Source organism: Limosilactobacillus viscerum (assembly GCF_947387525.1).
Classification (GTDB): Bacteria; Bacillota; Bacilli; order Lactobacillales; family Lactobacillaceae; genus Limosilactobacillus; species Limosilactobacillus viscerum.
Map to the genome: position 1 here is coordinate 40,432 of NZ_CANDNW010000005.1, position 18,636 is coordinate 59,067.

Here is an 18,636-nt window from a genome sequence, read left to right on the forward strand (position 1 = left end):
AAACCGGGCTGAATTGATTCAGTCCGGCTTTTATTCTTATCCTTAGCGGAAATCAGATTCTACACTGGAGGTCAGCTTAGAATTGATCAATCAGTAATTGACGAATTTCAGCCAATGATGGTTGCCGTGGGTTTACAGGAGTGCATTGGTCGTTGTAGACGTTGTCAACCATCGTGTCAAGTGCAGCGTCGAATTCCTTCTTAGTTACACCATTAGCAGAAAGCTTTGGAACAACGTTGACAGAAGCCATTAATTGGTCGATCTTGTCGCAGAGTGCTTCAACAAGTTCTGCATCGGTGTTACCCTTGCAGCCAACAGCCTTAGCGATTTGTGCGTAGTCGTGTTGAGCACGGTATACTTCATAACGTGGGAATGGGTTACGCTTTACGGCACCAGTCTTAGCGTTGAAGCGGATAACGTGGTTCATAGCGATAGAAATTGCCAAACCGTGTGGAAGACCGAAGGCACCACCAGTCTTGTGAGCCAGTGAGTGGTTCATACCAAGGAAGGCGTTAGCAAATGACATACCTGCCAAGGTAGCAGCGTAGTGCATCTTCTCACGAGCTTCTTCACCCTCTTCAGTTGGGTGCTTTGGATCGTAGTCGTAAGACTTCTTCAAGTACTTGAAGACAAGTTGTGCGGCTTCCAGAGCCCATGGACGGGTGAATTCAGATGCCATTACTGATACGTATGATTCGAGGGCGTGACTCAAAACGTCCAGACCAGTCCAGGACAATGTCCGCTTTGGAACAGTCATAACGAATTCAGGGTCAACAATTGCAACATCTGGAGTCAGTTCGTAGTCAGTAAGTGGGTACTTAACATCCGTCTTATCATCAGTGATAACTGAGTAAGGGGTGACTTCTGAACCAGTACCAGAAGTAGTTGGGATACAAATTAACTTAGTAGCCTTTGGCTTCTGGAACTTAACAGTACGCTTACGGATATCCAAGAACTTCTGTTGCAGACGAAGGAAGAGGTCGCTGACTTTGTCGTGGTCTTCCAAGAAGCCTGGTTCTTGGTTGAGTGAGTATTCGTACATGTAACGTGAAATCTTAGCGGCATCAAGGGCAGAACCACCACCGATAGCAAGGATGGTGTCAGGCTTGAAGTCGGCAATCTTTTGAGCAATTTCCATTGCTTGACTCAGAGGTGGGTTAGGCTCGATATCGCCGTATACCCGGTAGTTGACAGGTTCATTCCGTGCGTTCAGTTGATCTTCAACCTTTTGTACGAAGCCAAATTCAACCATTCCTGGGTCAGCAACGATAAATACACGGTGCATTTCTTCATAACTGTCACGCAGGTATGATACAGCGTTCTTTTCGTAGTAGATCTTTTGTGGTAGACGGATCCACTGTGGACGGTTACGACGCTTTGCGACAGTCTTGACATTGAGTAGGTCTTGTGTTGATAAATTGTGTGACAATGAATTCTTCCCCCATGATCCGGTTCCAAGCGTCAAACTAGAGCGAAGAGCGTCGGTGTAAACATCACCAATGCCACCAATACTGTCAGGTTGGTTAACGAGGACACGTGCTGCGTCAACCTTCTTAGCGTATTCCTTAACAAATGGGTCGTTCATTGAACCAATTTGAATGGCGGCGTTGTGGCCGGCACCTTGGTAGTTCAATATCTTTTCGACAATCCGGCAACCGTCTTCACGGTCCTTAGCCTTGTAAACAGAAAGTAATGGAGAAAGCTTTTCTGATGAAAGTTTTTCACCGATGTTCTTAGGATCAAGTTCGAACAGGAGAATGTCCTTACCTTCTGGCAACTTAGCACCAGCATGTTCAGCAATCCAACGAGCTGGCTTACCAGCGACCGGCCCGTTAACACCGTGCTTGTCGTTGAATACAAAGTCTTCGTACTTCTTGTATTCACTCTTTGGAACAACGTAAGCACCGTGTTCTTGCATCTTCTTCATCCACTCGTCGTAAACGGGTTCTTCAATAACGGCTGAGTTTTCAGTAGCACAAATCATACTGTTATCGAACCGCTTGGAGAGAAGCATATCTTCAACGGCACGGTCGATCTTAGCAGTGTGGTCAACAAATTCAGCACCGTTACCAGGACCAACACCCATTGATGGGTTACCAGAAGTAAGAGCAGCGTGGACCATGCTTGGACCACCGGTAGCCAAGATAGCAGCAACGTGTGGGTTGCGCATCAGAGCAGTAGTCTTAGCAAGCGATGGCTTTTCAATCCATTGGATACAATCCTTTGGGGCACCTGCCTTAACAGCAGCATCATAAAGAATTTGTGCAGCGTGGACTGAACACTTTTGTGCTTGTGGGTGGAACCCGAAGACAATCGTGTTACGAGTCTTCAAAGCAATCAAAATCTTAAACATTGTCGTTGAAGTTGGGTTAGTAACTGGAACAACACCAGCTAAAACACCAAGTGGGGCGGCAATCTTTACTTGACCTAAAACAGGATCTTCACCAATTACACCAACAGTCTTATCATCCTTAATGGAGTGGTAACAGTTTTCACTGGCGAACCGGTTCTTAGTATCCTTATCTTCAACAACACCACGTTGGGTTTCGTCAACGGCTTCGTGAGCTAAACGAAGAGAAGCTTCAGTACCAGCTGTGGCAGCAGCTTGTACGATCTTGTCAACTTGCTCTTGTGAATAGGTAGCGAACTTTTCTTCCGCTGCCATGGCACGCTTGATTAAGCCGTCAATGTATTCACGAGCTTCTTTTTCTTCAGCTTCTTTTTGCTCTTTGGTTGGCTGTACCTTTGCGGCTTTTTTATTCTTATCCATCTGCCAATGCCCTCCTATCAACAAACGAAACATCTATAAACCAATTTGAATTCTATCTTTGAATCGTCCCCTCCAAACAACAAACTTAACTTCATGAACCAATTCTTATTATAGATCAAAATGTCTTAATTACAATAGGTAAATGAACTTTTTCACAAAAAACATTTATGACAAACGTTTGCTCATAGATATTTCAATGGCGTAAAAGGAAACGCTTTCGTAATTAATTGAATTTGCGACATTATTTATAAAATGTGCAAAAATTATTCACATTTTCACAACCAAGTAATATAAAGCTTTACCATGCCTAACTTTGTTTTTCCCTTTACCTATACCAAAATAAAAGGCTGGGCAAATACTTTATTGAGTATCTACCCAGCCTGATTACTGAATTGTTTATTTGTTACGCAAAGAGAACGACCTTCCCATCAACCTTGATAGGTAATACCGCTGAATTTTCTTTACGAACCTTAGCTGATTGGTTGTTTTCCTTGCTGAATAACTTTGAATTTAGTAGCATTTTGATCGCTCCCTTCATATTTTCCACCATTAAGATAACATCTTCGATCCCGTTAGCAAAGCGTTTAAACGCCCTTACTCATTTTTAAAATGCATAAATTTAGTGGGAATAAACGCTTGCGATGTATAGTAACGCGGCAAAGATGCATAATTGTTGATTTAACGCCATTAATCGCGTTGAATAATGAATATATATTTTTTGCCAATTCTAAGAAAAAGATGAGCAATTTGCTTAGAATGGCCAGCTTACTTATTGCAATTTCGGCTGGTGGTAATTAGGATTGCGATAGGATAGGAGGCAATTATGGCAACAAAAATCACGATGGGGATGACCACCTGGACAGAACACCCCGTCCTAATACATAACGAACAGCGACCGGTGACCCTCAATGAATATGCCCAATATTTTCCAACCGTTGAAGTGGATACCTTTTTCTATGCACTCCCGCAAATGAGTACCATTCAAAACTGGCTTTCAATGGTTCCGGAGAGTTTTCAATTTATTATCAAGGCAAACCAGGGGATGACCCTTCACCGTCGGGGGCAGGAAAAGGGTGAAGTGGAGCAGCTCTTTGCCCAGTACCGTAAGACAATTTCACCACTGATTGCTAGTGGTCAGCTCAAAACGATCTTGTTTCAGTTCCCGCCATATTTTGATTCTAGCGTTGCGGATATTGAGTATTTACGGATGGTCCGAAGCTGGCTGGGTGATTTGCCTGTGGCGGTTGAATTGCGGAATAATAGCTGGTACCGGCCCGGGGTTATCGATTCGTTAATTGGATATTGTCGGGACCTTGATTTTACCTTGGTAGCCGCAGATGAACCACATGACCAAGTTACAACTGTACCGTTTAAATTGGTTACCACCAATCCGAACTTAGTAATGCTCCGCCTCCATGGGCGCAATAAGCAGGGCTGGGCAAACCAGGATAAGAGCTGGCGCAAAACACGGACGCTATATAAGTATTCTCACGATGAATTAGCTAGTTTTATGCAAGCTATTAACCACCTGCAGCCGCAACCTAACGAGGTTTGCATCATCTTTAACAACAATTCTGGTGGGGATGCTGCACCAAATGCGTTGGAACTGCAAAAGATGATGGGAATCAACTTTACGGGACTAGCTCCCCGTTCACCAGAACAGCTCGACCTGTTTTGACCACTGTCCGTCACCATTGCCACGCTGTTTATGCTATACTTAACGTCAATACAATCTTAGAAGAAAGAGGGGCCTCATATGGCTACACAAAAACCAACTTATTACATTACAACACCCATTTACTATCCATCTGGTAAGCTTCACATTGGTAACTCATACACCACTGTTGCATGTGATGCCGAAGCACGTTTCAAACGGCTAAATGGGTATGACGTTTTCTTCTTAACCGGGACCGATGAACACGGCTTGAAGATTGAACAAAAGGCCGACAAACTGGGTATGCAACCCCAAGAATATGTTGACCAAATGGCTGCGGGAATTAAAAAGTTATGGAAGACTTTGAAAATTACCAATGACAAGTTTATTCGGACAACCGATGACTACCACGAAAAGGCAGTTCAAAAGATTTTCCAAAAGTTTGTTGACCAGGGTGATATTTACAAGGGTGAATACACTGGCTGGTATTCAGTTGATGATGAAGAGTACTTCACGGAAAGTCAATTGGCCGAAGTATACCGTGATGATAACGGCAAGGTAATCGGCGGTAAGGCTCCATCTGGTCATGAAGTTCAACTGGTAAAGGAAGAATCCTACTTTTTCAAGATGAGCAAGTATGCTGACTGGTTGATGAACTACTATAAGGAACACCCGGATTTCATCGAACCACACACGCGGATGAATGAAATGGTAAACAATTTCTTGAAGCCAGGACTGGAAGACTTAGCGGTTACCCGGACCTCCTTTAATTGGGGAGTGAAGGTACCAAATGATCCAAAGCACGTGGTTTACGTTTGGATTGACGCTTTATCTAACTATATTACGGCACTTGGCTATGGTTCTGATGATGATAGCCTCTTTAAGAAGTACTGGCCTGCTGATGTCCACATGGTTGGTAAGGAAATCGTTCGCTTCCATACTATTTACTGGCCAATCATACTTCATGCTCTTGGCTTGCCATTGCCAAAGCACGTTATCGGCCATGGCTGGTTAACGATGAAGGACGGTAAGATGTCCAAGTCAAAGGGGAATGTGATCTATCCTGAAACACTGGTGGACCGTTACGGCCTGGATGCTACTCGTTACTACCTCTTGAAGGCAATGCCTTTTGGAAATGATGGTGTCTTCAGTCCTGAAGACTTTGTTGATAAGGTTAACTATGACCTGGCTAACGACCTTGGTAACCTCTTAAACCGGACCGTTGCCATGATTAATAAGTACCAAGGCGGTAAGGTTACTGGTACTAATGGTGCTACTACTGACTTTGATGCTGACCTTGAAAAGACCGCCGCTGATGCAGTAGCTGAGTACAAGGAAGAGATGGATAAGACTCACTTTGCTGATGCACTGTCAGCAGTCTGGAAGCTTGTTTCCCGTGCTAACAAGTACATTGATGAGACTGAACCATGGGTACTTGCAAAGGATGACAGCAAGAAGGAAGAACTTTCTGACGTTATGACTCATCTGGCAAAGAGCTTACGGCTAATTGCTGCGTTGCTTCAACCAGTAATGCCAGATGCGCCAAAGGAAATTTGCCGTCAACTTGGCTTGCCAGAAGAAGCAATCGAGCTAACTACGGTTGAATTTAATGACTTCCCAGCAAGTACCCAAGTGGTTGCTAAGGGAACCCCAATCTTCCCGCGGTTAGATGTTAAAAAAGAAGTTGAATTTATTAAGAGTAAAATGAGCGCTAACCAAAAGACGAAGGGACGGAAAGCGATGGAAGCAGCAAAAAAGGCAGCTGTAAAGAAGGATGAACCAGCAGTTGATACTGATGGTAAAAAACTGATCCGGATTGAAGCCTTTGATAAGGTTGACCTGAAGGTAGCCAAGATTACCTCTGCAGGACACGTTGAAGGTGCCGATAAGTTACTGAAGTTCCACATGGACGATGGTAGTGAGCAGGGTCGGCAAATCCTGTCAGGAATTGCTAAGTGGTATCCTGAACCGGAAAAATTAGTTGGTAAGAAGGTTGTGATCGTAGCTAACCTGAAGCCACGGAAGATGCGTGGTGAAGTCAGCCAAGGGATGCTCTTGTCCGTTGAAAAGGATGGCCAAGTTCAAGTGGTTACGGTTGATGACAGCCTTGAACCAGGGCTAGAACTAGGCTAAAAGATGGGAAAACAACGAGGAGATTGGCGCAAGGTCTACGATTCCCATACGCACCTTAATGATGATCCTTTTTATGATGATGTCGCTGCTTTTGAAAACCGGGCAGCCCATTATGGAGTAACCGAGATGAACATTGTTGGTTCGAATACCAAACTGAACCAACGGGCATTAGCGCTGGGTGAACAGTACAGCAATTTGCACCCCATCATCGGTTGGCACCCGGAAGATATTAAGAATTTTAACGAAACGACACGTGAACAATTATGGCAGCAGCTTCACACCCCCACAGTGGTTGCCATTGGCGAAATCGGCCTTGACTACTACAATGACGAAAATTCGCCACATGACCGCCAGCAAGCAATCTTTGCCGAGCAGCTAGACTGGGCACGGCGCCTGCACTTGCCGGTTTCAATTCACTGTCGGGAGGCGCTGGCAGATACGTACGATATTTTAAAAGATGCGCATGTCGATGAGTTTGGTGGCGTAATGCACAGTTTCAATGGGTCACCAGAATGGGCAGAAAAGTTCATGAACCTGGGAATGTATATTTCCTTTAGTGGGGTTGCAAGTTTTGGCAGTGCCACCGAAGTCCATGAAGCAGTTAAGGCAGTTCCGCTTAACCGGATGATGGTTGAGACAGATGCTCCTTACTTAACACCAGCACCATACCGGGGAAAGCAGAATGAACCGGCTTTTACTAAGTTTGTGGTTGATGCAGTTGCTGAACTTAAGCAGGTTGAAACCAGCCGGGTAGCTTACCAGACGTACAAGAACGCCAGTCAACTTTTCTTAAAGGACCGAAAGCATGACGAAAATTAAAGAAGTAATTGTTGTTGAAGGAAAAGATGATACTAAGCAGATCAAGAAGGCAGTTGATGCTGATACTTATGAGACTAATGGTTCAGCATTAAATGAGGGCGACCTTGCCCGTTTAAGAAAGCTGCAGGCTAGCCGGGGACTGATCGTTTTCACCGACCCCGACTTTAATGGGGAACGGTTGCGGAAGATGATCTCGGCAGCGGTCCCAGGAATAAAACATGCCTTTATCCGTCGCGATCAAGGGGTACCAACCGAAGCTCATGGCAGCTTGGGAGTCGAACATGCTGATCCGGCGACGATTAAGGCCGCACTAGATCACCTTTACACCCAGGCACCCGAAGAACAGGTCATCTTTTCGCACCAAGATTTGCAACAGGCGGGTTTAACTGGTAATGCTCAGGCCCGGCACCGTCGCGAACGCTTGGGACAACTGCTTGGAATTGGTTACGGTAATGGTAAGCAACTCGTCCACCGCTTAAATATGTTCCGGATTACTCCCGAACAGTTTGCAAAAGCAGTTCAACAGATCGACCAGGAGGAAGAAAATGAGTAACACGCCAGAAATTGGTAGTCGGACCCGGACGAGGGCCATCATGGAAAAGTATGGTATCCATACAAAAAAGAGCTTTGGTCAGAACTTTCTGACTGATTTAAATGTTCTCAAAAACATTGTTGATGCGGCGAAAATTACGAAGGAAGATAACGTAATTGAAATCGGCCCAGGGATTGGTGCATTAACTGAACAGTTGGCCCAATCGGCTGGGGAGGTCCTTGCTCTTGAAATTGACCAGGACCTGATTCCGGTTTTGGAGGAAGTACTTGAGCCATACGGCAATGTAACGGTACTTAACCAGGATGTCCTTCAAGCCAACCTGCCGGAATTAATCAAGGAACATTTTACTGACCCAAATAAGCCGGTAAAGGTAGTTGCCAATTTGCCTTACTACATTACAAGCCCAATTCTGATGAACCTGCTGGCCTCGCCAGTTAAATGGGCGGCTATTTGTGTCATGATGCAAAAGGAAGTGGCGCAACGGTTAACTGCCAAGCCCGGCACTAAGCAATATGGTGCGTTAACTCTCGCAATTGAGTACCAGATGTCAGCTGAGATTGCTTTTAATGTATCGCGGCGGGTCTTTGTACCTTCGCCCAATGTTGATTCAGCAATTGTAGTATTGAAACCACGGCAGTCACCACTAGCCGTTCAGCCATTTGATAAGAAAAAATTATTTGGCTTTATTCGTGGTTGCTTTGCTCACCGGCGTAAAAGCTTATGGAATAATCTGCAGTCAACAATTGGCAAACAGGCTGAAACAAAGGAGAAAATGCAGGGAATTCTTGATCAATTAGGGATTTCAGCACAAATACGGCCAGAACGGCTAACCCTTGAACAATTTATTAAGCTGGCCAATGCACTTCACGCGGATCAACTGCTATAAACGTTAATATTATTGACTTCATTATAATAAAATGGTAATATTAATTGTTTCATGCTGAAAAATGGTACTGTTGGAGTGCAGTGAGGTGAAGTTTAAGTGCCAGAATCAATTGTTGAAATTAAGAAAGAATTAGATGACCGGATTGGTCAACCCGTCCTCATAAAGGCACAGGCTGGTCGAAAGCGGGTTGCTACCCATCATGGGATTTTGAGCAAAACTTACCCAGCAATTTTTGTTATCCATTTGAATGACGGTAATGGTTCATTAGACCGGATTTCATATAGTTATACTGATTTATTAACACATAATATTTCCCTAGCCTTTGAACCAGAAGCATAGGGGCACGTAAAGCGGGCTTGCAACTCAGTGATTGAGCTGCAAAGCCCGCTTTTATTATTTTTTGCCATGCTAATCTTTCGTCCCTCTAGGTGGCCCTTCGCACTTGTTGTTAATGTGCTACGGGCCGAGGAACTAGTGCTTAGCAGACAAAAAGAATTACCGCCATGGGCGCTAACCCCTTTTGCCATGCTAATCTTTCGTCCCTCTTGGTGGCCCTTCACACTTGTTGTTTATAAACTTCTTAACATCATCAGTCTTGCTGTTTATTAGTGCCGTTAGTATAATCGAGTTAAAAGCTTTTTCGGTAAGGAGGGATGGTAATGCGCGTTACTGAGAAAGCGCCCGCGAAGTTAAACCTTAGCCTTGATACACCAATGCGTTACTTTGATGGTTCGCCGCGCTGGGACATGGTGATGACTTCAGCGGATTTAGCCGATTACGTATCCGTGGAAACACACCAGCGGCCAGCAACCATTAAGGTTTATACCGATAGTGGCTTCTTGCCAAATGACCAGCGAAACTTAGCCTACCAGGCTGCCCACATTTTGCGAAGCCGTTTCCACTGCCGGGAAGGGGTAACTATCCGTATTAAGAAAAACATTCCAGTTGCTGCTGGCCTTGGTGGCGGCTCTTCCGATGCTGCGGCTGTTCTGCGGGCACTTAATAATATTTGGGAACTTGGCCTGTCGAAAAGAGAACTGGCCCAGATTTCTTTAACAATTGATTCCGACGTCCCATACTGTATTTACAGCCAGCTAGCCCATGTCACCGGTCATGGGGAGAAAATCGAGCTGCTCCCTGCCCAGCCGCACTATTGGGCCGTGATTGCTAAGCAACAAATTAGCGTGTCCACGCCGCAAATCCTCCGGCAGATTAACTACGAAAAGTTAGAACACCTGGACAATGATCGTTTAATTGAGTGTTTACAGGCCGGCGATTGGCAGAATGCGGTTCAGTACATGGGAAATGTTTTAGAACCGTTAACGATGAGCTACCATCCTGAAATTAAGCAATTAAAGGACAAAATGGTCAGTCTGGGGGCTGATGTTGCGCAAATGAGTGGGACGGGGCCAACCGTTTTTGCAATTTGCCATACCGAGTCGCGGGCTAAAAGAATTCAAAATAGTATTTCTGGCTTTTGCCGGGATGTTCACGTCGTAACGTTGCTTTAGAGTAGACTTTGGCAATTCCTTTGTAATATTCAAAAAGATACTGAAAAGAAACTTTGCTTTTCCAGTATCTTTTTTAAGTTGGCGACGTTGCATTCTACAACTGCCTAGTCAGCTGTACAGATGTCTTAACTAATTCAAACTAACCACTGCTTCTAATCGTTGTGCAATGGTCATTACTAGGTAAATTTTAATTAGTCCCGGGATAATGAACGGAACGAATCCGGCTAATAATGCTGGCCCGAAGCCTAAATGGTTAAAGTACATGAGCCACAGAGTACCGAGAAGTAATTGAACGGCCGCTCCGATTAGGTTAGCAATGATAACATTTAGTCGGGAAAATTGGCAGTAACTCAGCATGCCACTGGTCAGTAAGCCATACGCAATAAAGCCGAGTAGGTAGCCGCCAACAGCACTGTAGATGATTCCAATACCACCCGTATAGTTCGCAAATATCGGGAGTCCGATGATTCCAAGGATGAGGTAGCTAATGATAACGAGGAGGGTATCAGTAACTGGTAGCAAAGTTGCAATTAACCCTACTGCAAAAGTTTGCAAGGTTAATGGTACCCCTGGTAATGGGATGGATAGTTGTGAACAGATAATTAAAAGTGCAAGCATTACCGCACCACGTGTAATTCGTTTAGTATTCAATTTTCAGCCTCACAATTTCTTTTGATGGACAAAGTATAACAGATTGCTGGTAAATAGTTAATGGGGTTAATTATATTCGAAAAGAAAAGGGAAGCCAACCCAAAATCTAATTTTAGACTGGCTTCCCTTTAATATTAGCTGAATTCTATGGGAAAAGGTGGGTAGGTGCAAAGTAATAGTCAACACTATTACCATTACCAGCGGGATCATTTGTCCAACGGCTAATGATCTGTGAAACCGCACCAGGGTTAAAGAGTGTGTTCAGCAGAGGATAGTCCATGTTCTGCAAATGGATGTTGAATCCTGATTGCCCAGCATTGGCAACTCCCGGGTAAGCTCGCTGTACGTCTGGACGGGAAGTATTATCCGTAATTAACTTCCGGGCCACTTCCTGACCAGTAGTCTTATTTAAAATAATGATGTAGTGGTACTTCATATTTCGTGCCTGGTTAGAAGCGTGCCATCCTGAAACAAAGACTGAGGCGTCACCGTGGCTAAAGTCATCAAGGTGGGCGTAGTTGCCGTTATCGGTACTTACTGGTGAGGAAGGGGTACTTGCTTGTGGAGCAATATTAGCTGGTAAGTTAAACCAGTGGTCCACAAAGTTGTGGTTACTATCACTAGTGAATGAATAGCGGCTAATTAGTGAGTAGCGGTGGCCGGATTGAAGGTTAACATTCTGGAAGGTACCATTGAACCCTGATTGCCCGGCAGTCCGAATACCAGCAAAAGCACGGGCAACATCCGGCCGACTACTATTGTAGACCGTAATTCTCTGTACTTCGCTATTGGTAGTGTTATCAAAAAGGATTAGGGTATGGTGTTGGTCAACCATTGAAGCGTTAGTTGCGTTCCATCCGGAAACGGTCAGACGGTTCCCGTTAATGCTTGCTGAGTCCAGGTTACCCTGGTTGTTGCCCATGTCGATTGGTGCAAACCAGTAGTCAGTAGCATTGCCATTACCGGCTGGGTCGTCAGTCCACCGGCTTACGATCTGCAAGTTACCATTAGCCATTGCAGGGTTAAGATTCAGGTTAACGTTGAATCCAGAACGAGCTGCGTTTAGAACATCGCCATATACATTGGCAACATCATTTCTACTCTGTCCGTTTCTTACTAATTGACGACCAACTTCACGACCATTGCTTAAAACGATGATGTAGTGGTAGTTACGACCAAGCGCCAGGTTAGTAGCATGCCAGCCAATGATCTTTAACTGGTTATTGCTTACTTGAACACCATCAAGGTTAGCAAAGTTACCATGGTTGAAAGTAAATGGGTGCAGCCAAAGGTCACTGTTGCTCCCTTCACCGGAAGTGGCATTGTCAGAGTAGCGGGCGATAACAGTGAACTGGTGTCCAATCATGTTCGTTGGCAAAGTAAAGTCAGCACTGAAACCGGAGTTATAGCTATTAATAACTTGTGGGAAGGCGGCAGCAACATCTGGCCGGGCACCGGGATTAGTAACCTTTTGCCGTGCTACTTCCCGGTTAGTGGTGTTGTCATACAAGATTAGCCATTCACTTGGTTGGTTAATGCATACGTTTGAGGCGTGCCACCCACTTACATGGAGAACTGCTTGCCCTTGATTATTTTGTCTGAGTGAGTAGCCATCCAAGTTGCCATAATTATTCATGTCACCACGATTGTAATTCTTAATTGAGTAGTAAGATTCGCGGTAGCTAAGACTGGCATTAAGACCAGCGGGTGCAGTCATGTACAGGTATGAACCAACAGGGTAACCCATTCCCGTCGTTAATTTGCGTCCGCCGAGGATTGGATCAACCTCTGCACCAATCTTGTTGCCAGAAAACATCCGGGTACCATTTAGTGGTTGTAATACTTCAACCCAGGCAGGATCTCCTTTTGAGTCCTTAATAATGTAGTAGAAACAATTGCCTAAAATATACGGGTGGTCCTGATCATCAACGGTTGCGTAATCATCTGGGAACCATTCAGGGCGAATCTCGATTCCAAACGCACCTGGTTGGGTAACGTCACCTGAAGCACTGAAACTAACCGTGTTAGTAAAGGTATTGCCTTGAGTAGTAACGTGCTTATTAATCGTCACATGGTTACTGCCACCTGCTGCGGGCATCGGCATTGTGTTGGTTTCTGTCAGCTGCAGGTCATTATTGGAAATGGTTCCCTGTCCTAATGTATTTTCAACAATGTTTGCTGGGTTACCGTAAGAGGTCTTGGATATGAACCCAGTTCCAACCGAAATTCCAGTAACTGGTTTTTGATATGGATCTTGTGGCTCTAAGTAGTCTACGCCAGAGTCAACTCGGTTGATGTAGTAATACTGGGTGGTAGAACCCCTGTTAATCAAGATACCACGACTACTGTTAACGGTCCGTGGGAAATGACTGCCTGAATCATAGGTATCACCCTTGGTTGAAACCTGGACGTTTGAATCAAGACTATCAGTTGCCAGTTGGTTGCCTTCATAACCATTAACACCTACCAGGTCAGAGTCATACAGGTTTAACCCCTGGCCGTAGTAAGCGGCCAACGAGGAGGTTGTGCTTACCTGTGCGGTTTGCGTGGTAATTGGACTAGGCTGGTTAGCAGTGGTTGTATCGGCACTAGCAGAAAGGCTGCCACCGAAAAGCAACAGTGCACCAGCAATCAAACCGACTACCCAATTCTTTTTGGCTTTATATAATTTTTTCCTCACAATAATTCCTCCCTAAAAGCATGAATTCGATTACATATTATCATTATCGCGGTTTTGAAAGGGTGAATTTCTGTTAACAAGCAAAAAATTCAGTGAACGTTATGAAAAAATATAGTAAGAATTCTTGCATTGGCCGCTTCCTTTCGGTAAGATAGTTTTTGTTGTAAATAGTAATGATTACGATTAAGCATAAGGAGACAATGAGAGATGAGAAAATACTGGACGGGTGTGGGTGCACTGGTCGGCTTATTAGTGGTGATCCTATTGCTATCATTGGTTCCTTTGCGTGACTTTGGGACACATGAAAAGCCAATCCGGGTAGTAACCAGCCTTAATTTTTATGGTGAGGTCGCTGGGCAGGTTGCGGGTAGGTATGGTCAGGTTACATCGATCATTAACAACGCCTCAGTTGATCCCCATGATTACCAGCCCAGCACCCAGCAAGCACGTGAAATAAGCAATGCCAACCTCGTGGTCCAAAATGGACTTGGCTATGACCACTGGCTAACCAAGCTAGCCCAGTCAAATGGTGGAAGTAAAATTACGGTGGTCGATGTTGCTAGTCAGGTTGCTGGAAAAAAGAGCGGTAGCAATGAACATATTTGGTACCAGCCCGCGACAATGAAAAAGTTAGCAACTAAGTTAGCGGTCCAGTATAGTAGAATGGATCCCCAGCATGCTAAGTATTACCACCGTCAGGCTCAAAAGTACTTACAGTCGTTAAAACCGCTTGATAAGGAAATTGCAACTGTTAAACGGGGAGTGAAACCTGGACAACGGGTGGCCGTAAGTGAACCGGTTTTTGACTATGCCCTTGCAAACCTTGGCTACCAGGTTGACGACAACCATTTTGCTAAGTCAATTGAGGATGGCAATGACCCTTCACCACAGGATGTTTCCCGCCTGCAATCGGCAATTAAGGAACACCGGATTGCGTTTTTCGTTGAAAATTCGCAATCGGATGACCAGGTAATTAATAACCTAGTCAAGCTAGCCCACCAAAATGGGGTGCCAGTGTTAAAGGTGACAGAAACAAAGCCAAATGGCCTTACTTACGAACAATGGATGATAAAGCAGTATCAGGCATTAGCCCGGATCCAGGAAAGGGAGGAATAAGCTAGTGGCAGTATTATCCGTAGATGATTTAACGGTCGCTTATGGTGAACAAACCGTTTTTAGCAATCTCAGCTTTAGTATTAATGATGGCGATTTTTTGATTGTGGTCGGTGAAAATGGTGTGGGGAAAACCACGCTGGTACGAGCATTGCTAGGCTTAATTAAGCCAAAGTCCGGCACAATTACCTTCCCCAAGGACACCCGAATTGGCTATGTCCCCCAGTTTCGTAACTTAGATGAAGAATATCCATTGTCAATCCGTGATTTTGTGGCGTTAAATAGCCGCCGGTCACACCTGCCATGGCTAACTAAGAAGGAGCGTCATGACTTAAACCGGATGATTCGGATTACTGATCTGACAAAAATCGCCGACCGCCCACTGGGACTTGCTTCTGGTGGGGAAAAGCAGCGGGCTTACCTTGCACAAGCACTTCTTCCCAACCCACGCCTACTAATTCTTGATGAATCGACGGCTAGTTTGGATAACGAAATGAAGTACAACCTGTTAGACCTGGTGACCCGTTTTCAACAAAATGGACTTAGTGTAATGTTTATTACGCATGACTGGGACTTAGCCCGCCATTATGGGACCCGCTACCTCCATATGAAAGCCGATGGGTATGAAACCGGCTCAATTGATGAAATTGATTACCTGCAACAGGAGGTGGATGGCTAGTGTTAACCCTTGCATTTATGCGGCATGCGTTTGTCGCAAGTACCTTTATTGCAATTGTAAGTGGGGTTATCGGGGTGTTTGTTGTTGCCCGGCAATTGTCCTTTTTAACGCACACCCTCTCTGAAATCGGCTTTGCTGGCGCGTCCTTTGCGGTTTTTGCCGGCTGGGCCCCGTTGGATGGAATGCTGCTGTTTACGATGCTGAGTTCCGTGATGGTCGGACAGATGAGCATCAAGGAATCGCGGCGTGAAGCGGTAATCAGCGCCGTCTCGGGGTTGTTTATCGGTTTGGGGATCCTATTCCTTTCACTGAGCAGTCAAAGTGCTAGTTCAGCTACCAGTATTCTCTTTGGAAGTGTTGTCGGAATTAGCGCTGGTGAGGTCCACCAATTGATTGCCTTATCAATCGTGGTGCTGCTGGTAACAATGGCGATGTATCGTCAATTGAAATTTTCTTCATTTGACCTGGTTGGCGCACGGGTAAGCGGTATTAACCAAACAATTATTTCGGTTGCCTTTTTGGTGCTACTGGCATTGAGCGTGAGTGTGGCAGCGCAAATTGTTGGCTCGTTGTTAATCTTTATCCTCTTAACCATTCCGGCTGCCAGTGCAAAATACTTCACACATGGCGTGGCGAAGATGATGGGCCTAGCAATTCTCTTTGCCTTAATTGGGACGTGGGCAGGATTGTTGCTAGGGTATCTGACAAATTGGCCAGTTAGTTTCTTTATTGCTGTGATTGAAGTTATAATTTACGTGGTTGCATTGCTTTATCAGAACTTTATGGAAGCCAATTAGATTATGTTGACGTGGTAACAAAACGTTGCCGCGTCTTTTTTTGTGACGAATTTCGAAAAAAGCCGAACATTTTATGGTAAAATCAACATGTATTAATCTTTTTTGGAAAGGCGGACAGCAACGAATATGAAAGTACGAAGAAGTAATCGGCTAGTTGATATGACTCGTTACCTCCTGGAACACCCGCGCACATTGGTCTCACTTAAGTTTTTCAGTGAGCGCTATGGTTCGGCTAAGTCATCCATCAGCGAAGATTTAAGCATTATCAAACACACTTTCCAGACCTGGGGTGAGGGTCGTTTAAAGACCATTCCTGGTGCCAGTGGTGGTGCAGTTTTAACACCATATTATTCAAAAGAAAATGCGCAAGCAGCAATTGAAGACCTGGTCAAGGAAGTTAGCGATGATTCTCGCTTCTTGCCTGGTGGTTATGTTTACCTCTCAGACCTGATTGGTCGTCCCGATATCCTGCACAAGGTTGGTCAGCTGATTGCCACCCAGTATGTTGATAAGGACGTTGACGTCGTAATGACGGTGGAGACGAAAGGAATTCCGATCGTACAAGCTGCGGCTATGTACATGAACAAGCCGTTTGTAATTGTTCGAAACAGTTCCCACATTACTGAAGGGCCAACGGTTAGTGTTAACTATGTATCTGGTTCGGTTAAGCGGATCAAGAAAATGGAACTCTCACGGCGGACGCTTTCTGCTGGTGCCAACGTAGTAATCGTTGATGATTTCCTCAAGGGTGGGGGAACCCTCAATGGGATGGGCTCCTTAATCAAGGAATTTGATGCAAACCTTGTTGGAATGACGGTTTTAGCTGAAAGCACTAATAGCGGTAAGCGTTTGGTTAACGACTGCACCTCACTGGTAAAGGTAGATGCGGAAGAAGATGGCGATAAGAAGACCATTAATGCTCGGCCAGGGAACTTTATGGAAACGGTATTTGGAAAGGAAAATTAACTCATGGTAAAGAGAAACGCAATTATTTTAGCGGCTGGTAAGGGTACCCGGATGCGGTCAAAGCTGCACAAGGTTTTACACCAGGTGTGTGGGAAGTCGATGGTCGACCACGTTTTAACCCAGTTAGAAAAGGCAAAGATTGATACCATCATCACGGTGGTTGGCTTTGGTGCCGATACGGTTAAGGAAGCCCTTGGTCACCGGACCCGCTATGCCTTGCAAAAACAGCAATTAGGAACTGGCCATGCGGTAATGCAAACGGAAGACCTGCTGGCAAATGAAGATGGTGAAACCATTATCGTTAGTGGTGATACCCCACTCTTTACCGCTGAAACCTTTGAAAAGCTGTTTGATTACCATGAACAACGGCACGCAGCGGTAACAATCTTAACCTCAGTTGCACCAGACCCAACCGGCTATGGCCGGATTGTCCGTAACGATGTTGGAATTGTCGAACGGATCGTTGAACAAAAGGACGCTAATGTTCAAGAACAGGCAATTCACGAAGTAAACACTGGTGTTTACTGCTTTGATAACAAAAAGCTGTTTGCTGCATTGAAGAAGATCAATAACGATAATGCTCAGGGAGAATACTACCTGACTGACGTAATTGGCATTCTGAAGCAGGAAGGTGAAATCGTGACCGCCTACAAGATGGATGACTTTGAAGAGTCGATGGGAGTTAATGACCGGATTGCCCTGGCCAAGGCAAATAAGGTAATGCGTGAACGGATCAATAAGCACTGGATGCAAGAAGGTGTTTCAATGATTGATCCCGCCACTACTTACATTGATGCAGACGTCAAGATCGGCAATGATACTGTCATTGAAGGCAATGTCGTTATTAAGGGTAAGACGGTAATTGGCAATGACTGTTACATCAGTGCTGGTTCCCGGATTATTGACTCCACGATTCATGATGCTGTTAAGATTACGTCGTCAACTCTGGAGAACGCTGAAATGCACAACGGTAGTGATATTGGCCCTAACAGTCACTTACGGCCGGAAGCAGAAATTGGCGAAAATGTCCACATTGGTAACTTCTGTGAAGTGAAGAAGGCCTACATTGGTGCAGGAACCAAGGTTGGTCACCTGACTTACATTGGTAACGCAACGTTAGGTAAGAATATTAATGTTGGCTGTGGGGTTGTCTTCGCCAACTACGATGGTACAAACAAACACCATACCAATGTTGGCGACCACGCCTTTATCGGTAGTAATAGTAACCTGGTTGCACCAGTTAATATTGCTGAAGATTCCTTTATTGCTGCCGGTTCAACGATAACTGACAGTACTGCTCAATATGATATGGCAATTGCCCGTGCACGGCAGACCAATAAGAAGGATTACGCTAAGAAGTTGCCTTGGTAGTTCGACTTTTGCTTGCTTTTTAATAGTGGACTTTATATCATAGATAGAGGATA

15 protein-coding genes are annotated in these 18,636 nt (G+C 44.9%); 12 read left to right on the plus strand and 3 right to left on the minus strand.

What is annotated here, in order from left to right:
- Nucleotides 1–76: 76 nt before the first annotated feature.
- Complete coding sequence (gene adhE, locus QOS07_RS02630) at nucleotides 77–2,770, minus strand: bifunctional acetaldehyde-CoA/alcohol dehydrogenase (protein ID WP_283587456.1); 2,694 nt, start codon at nucleotides 2,768–2,770, stop codon at nucleotides 77–79.
- Between the two features lie 823 nt (nucleotides 2,771–3,593).
- Between adhE and QOS07_RS02635 the strand changes: the two genes are divergently transcribed.
- The 7 genes from QOS07_RS02635 (at nucleotide 3,594) to ispE (ending at nucleotide 10,326) form a co-directional block, all read left to right on the plus strand.
- Nucleotides 3,594–4,448 (plus strand): DUF72 domain-containing protein, encoded by an 855-nt coding sequence (locus tag QOS07_RS02635; RefSeq protein WP_283587457.1) that lies wholly within the window; start codon nucleotides 3,594–3,596, stop codon nucleotides 4,446–4,448.
- 78 nt (nucleotides 4,449–4,526) lie between these two features.
- Nucleotides 4,527–6,557: a methionine--tRNA ligase gene (gene metG / locus QOS07_RS02640; protein ID WP_283587458.1), complete on the plus strand. Its 2,031-nt coding sequence runs from the start codon at nucleotides 4,527–4,529 to the stop codon at nucleotides 6,555–6,557.
- 3 nt (nucleotides 6,558–6,560) lie between these two features.
- Entirely contained in the window at nucleotides 6,561–7,376 is an 816-nt protein-coding gene (locus QOS07_RS02645; protein ID WP_283587459.1) for a TatD family hydrolase, read from the plus strand.
- Nucleotides 7,363–7,929 carry a ribonuclease M5 gene (gene rnmV / locus QOS07_RS02650; protein ID WP_283587460.1) on the plus strand — a complete coding sequence of 189 codons (567 nt, stop codon included), beginning with the start codon at nucleotides 7,363–7,365 and terminating at the stop codon, nucleotides 7,927–7,929. The genes QOS07_RS02645 and rnmV overlap by 14 nt, the downstream gene beginning before the upstream one ends.
- Nucleotides 7,922–8,815, plus strand: a complete 894-nt coding sequence (gene rsmA / locus QOS07_RS02655; RefSeq protein ID WP_283587461.1) for a 16S rRNA (adenine(1518)-N(6)/adenine(1519)-N(6))-dimethyltransferase RsmA — start codon at nucleotides 7,922–7,924, stop codon at nucleotides 8,813–8,815. The genes rnmV and rsmA overlap by 8 nt, the downstream gene beginning before the upstream one ends.
- A gap of 96 nt (nucleotides 8,816–8,911) precedes the next feature.
- Nucleotides 8,912–9,154 (plus strand): Veg family protein, encoded by a 243-nt coding sequence (locus QOS07_RS02660; protein WP_283587462.1) that lies wholly within the window; start codon nucleotides 8,912–8,914, stop codon nucleotides 9,152–9,154.
- 320 nt (nucleotides 9,155–9,474) lie between these two features.
- Nucleotides 9,475–10,326 carry a 4-(cytidine 5'-diphospho)-2-C-methyl-D-erythritol kinase gene (gene ispE / locus QOS07_RS02665; protein ID WP_283587463.1) on the plus strand — a complete coding sequence of 284 codons (852 nt, stop codon included), beginning with the start codon at nucleotides 9,475–9,477 and terminating at the stop codon, nucleotides 10,324–10,326.
- Nucleotides 10,327–10,455: 129 nt separating this feature from the next.
- Here ispE and QOS07_RS02670 read toward each other — a convergent pair whose 3' ends face one another.
- Entirely contained in the window at nucleotides 10,456–10,977 is a 522-nt protein-coding gene (locus QOS07_RS02670; RefSeq protein WP_283587464.1) for a biotin transporter BioY, read from the minus strand.
- Nucleotides 10,978–11,122: 145 nt separating this feature from the next.
- The gene (locus tag QOS07_RS02675) at nucleotides 11,123–13,657 is read right to left on the minus strand and encodes a KxYKxGKxW signal peptide domain-containing protein (RefSeq protein ID WP_283587465.1); all 2,535 of its coding nucleotides are present in this window, start codon (nucleotides 13,655–13,657) and stop codon (nucleotides 11,123–11,125) included.
- A 207-nt stretch (nucleotides 13,658–13,864) separates the two neighbouring features.
- On the opposite strand from QOS07_RS02675, the gene QOS07_RS02680 reads away from it, so the two are divergent.
- The 5 genes from QOS07_RS02680 (at nucleotide 13,865) to glmU (ending at nucleotide 18,583) form a co-directional block, all read left to right on the plus strand.
- Complete coding sequence (locus QOS07_RS02680; RefSeq protein ID WP_283587466.1) at nucleotides 13,865–14,773, plus strand: metal ABC transporter solute-binding protein, Zn/Mn family; 909 nt, start codon at nucleotides 13,865–13,867, stop codon at nucleotides 14,771–14,773.
- A gap of 4 nt (nucleotides 14,774–14,777) precedes the next feature.
- Nucleotides 14,778–15,449 carry an ABC transporter ATP-binding protein gene (locus tag QOS07_RS02685; RefSeq protein ID WP_283587467.1) on the plus strand — a complete coding sequence of 224 codons (672 nt, stop codon included), beginning with the start codon at nucleotides 14,778–14,780 and terminating at the stop codon, nucleotides 15,447–15,449.
- A complete protein-coding gene (locus QOS07_RS02690; RefSeq protein ID WP_283587468.1) occupies nucleotides 15,449–16,246 on the plus strand; it encodes a metal ABC transporter permease in 798 nt (265 codons plus the stop codon). Before QOS07_RS02685 ends, QOS07_RS02690 begins: the two co-directional genes overlap by 1 nt.
- 126 nt (nucleotides 16,247–16,372) lie before the next feature.
- Entirely contained in the window at nucleotides 16,373–17,212 is an 840-nt protein-coding gene (purR, locus tag QOS07_RS02695; RefSeq protein WP_283587469.1) for a pur operon repressor, read from the plus strand.
- 3 nt (nucleotides 17,213–17,215) lie between these two features.
- Nucleotides 17,216–18,583 (plus strand): bifunctional UDP-N-acetylglucosamine diphosphorylase/glucosamine-1-phosphate N-acetyltransferase GlmU, encoded by a 1,368-nt coding sequence (gene glmU / locus QOS07_RS02700; RefSeq protein ID WP_283587470.1) that lies wholly within the window; start codon nucleotides 17,216–17,218, stop codon nucleotides 18,581–18,583.
- Nucleotides 18,584–18,636 lie beyond the last annotated feature (53 nt).

Coding starts and splice junctions, on each gene's coding strand:
- adhE (WP_283587456.1), bottom strand. CDS start 2,770: ATGGATAAGAATAAAAAAGCCGCAAAGGTACAGCCAACCAAAGAGCAA.
- QOS07_RS02635 (WP_283587457.1), top strand. CDS start 3,594: ATGGCAACAAAAATCACGATGGGGATGACCACCTGGACAGAACACCCC.
- metG (WP_283587458.1), top strand. CDS start 4,527: ATGGCTACACAAAAACCAACTTATTACATTACAACACCCATTTACTAT.
- QOS07_RS02645 (WP_283587459.1), top strand. CDS start 6,561: ATGGGAAAACAACGAGGAGATTGGCGCAAGGTCTACGATTCCCATACG.
- rnmV (WP_283587460.1), top strand. CDS start 7,363: ATGACGAAAATTAAAGAAGTAATTGTTGTTGAAGGAAAAGATGATACT.
- rsmA (WP_283587461.1), top strand. CDS start 7,922: ATGAGTAACACGCCAGAAATTGGTAGTCGGACCCGGACGAGGGCCATC.
- ispE (WP_283587463.1), top strand. CDS start 9,475: ATGCGCGTTACTGAGAAAGCGCCCGCGAAGTTAAACCTTAGCCTTGAT.
- QOS07_RS02680 (WP_283587466.1), top strand. CDS start 13,865: ATGAGAAAATACTGGACGGGTGTGGGTGCACTGGTCGGCTTATTAGTG.
- purR (WP_283587469.1), top strand. CDS start 16,373: ATGAAAGTACGAAGAAGTAATCGGCTAGTTGATATGACTCGTTACCTC.
- glmU (WP_283587470.1), top strand. CDS start 17,216: ATGGTAAAGAGAAACGCAATTATTTTAGCGGCTGGTAAGGGTACCCGG.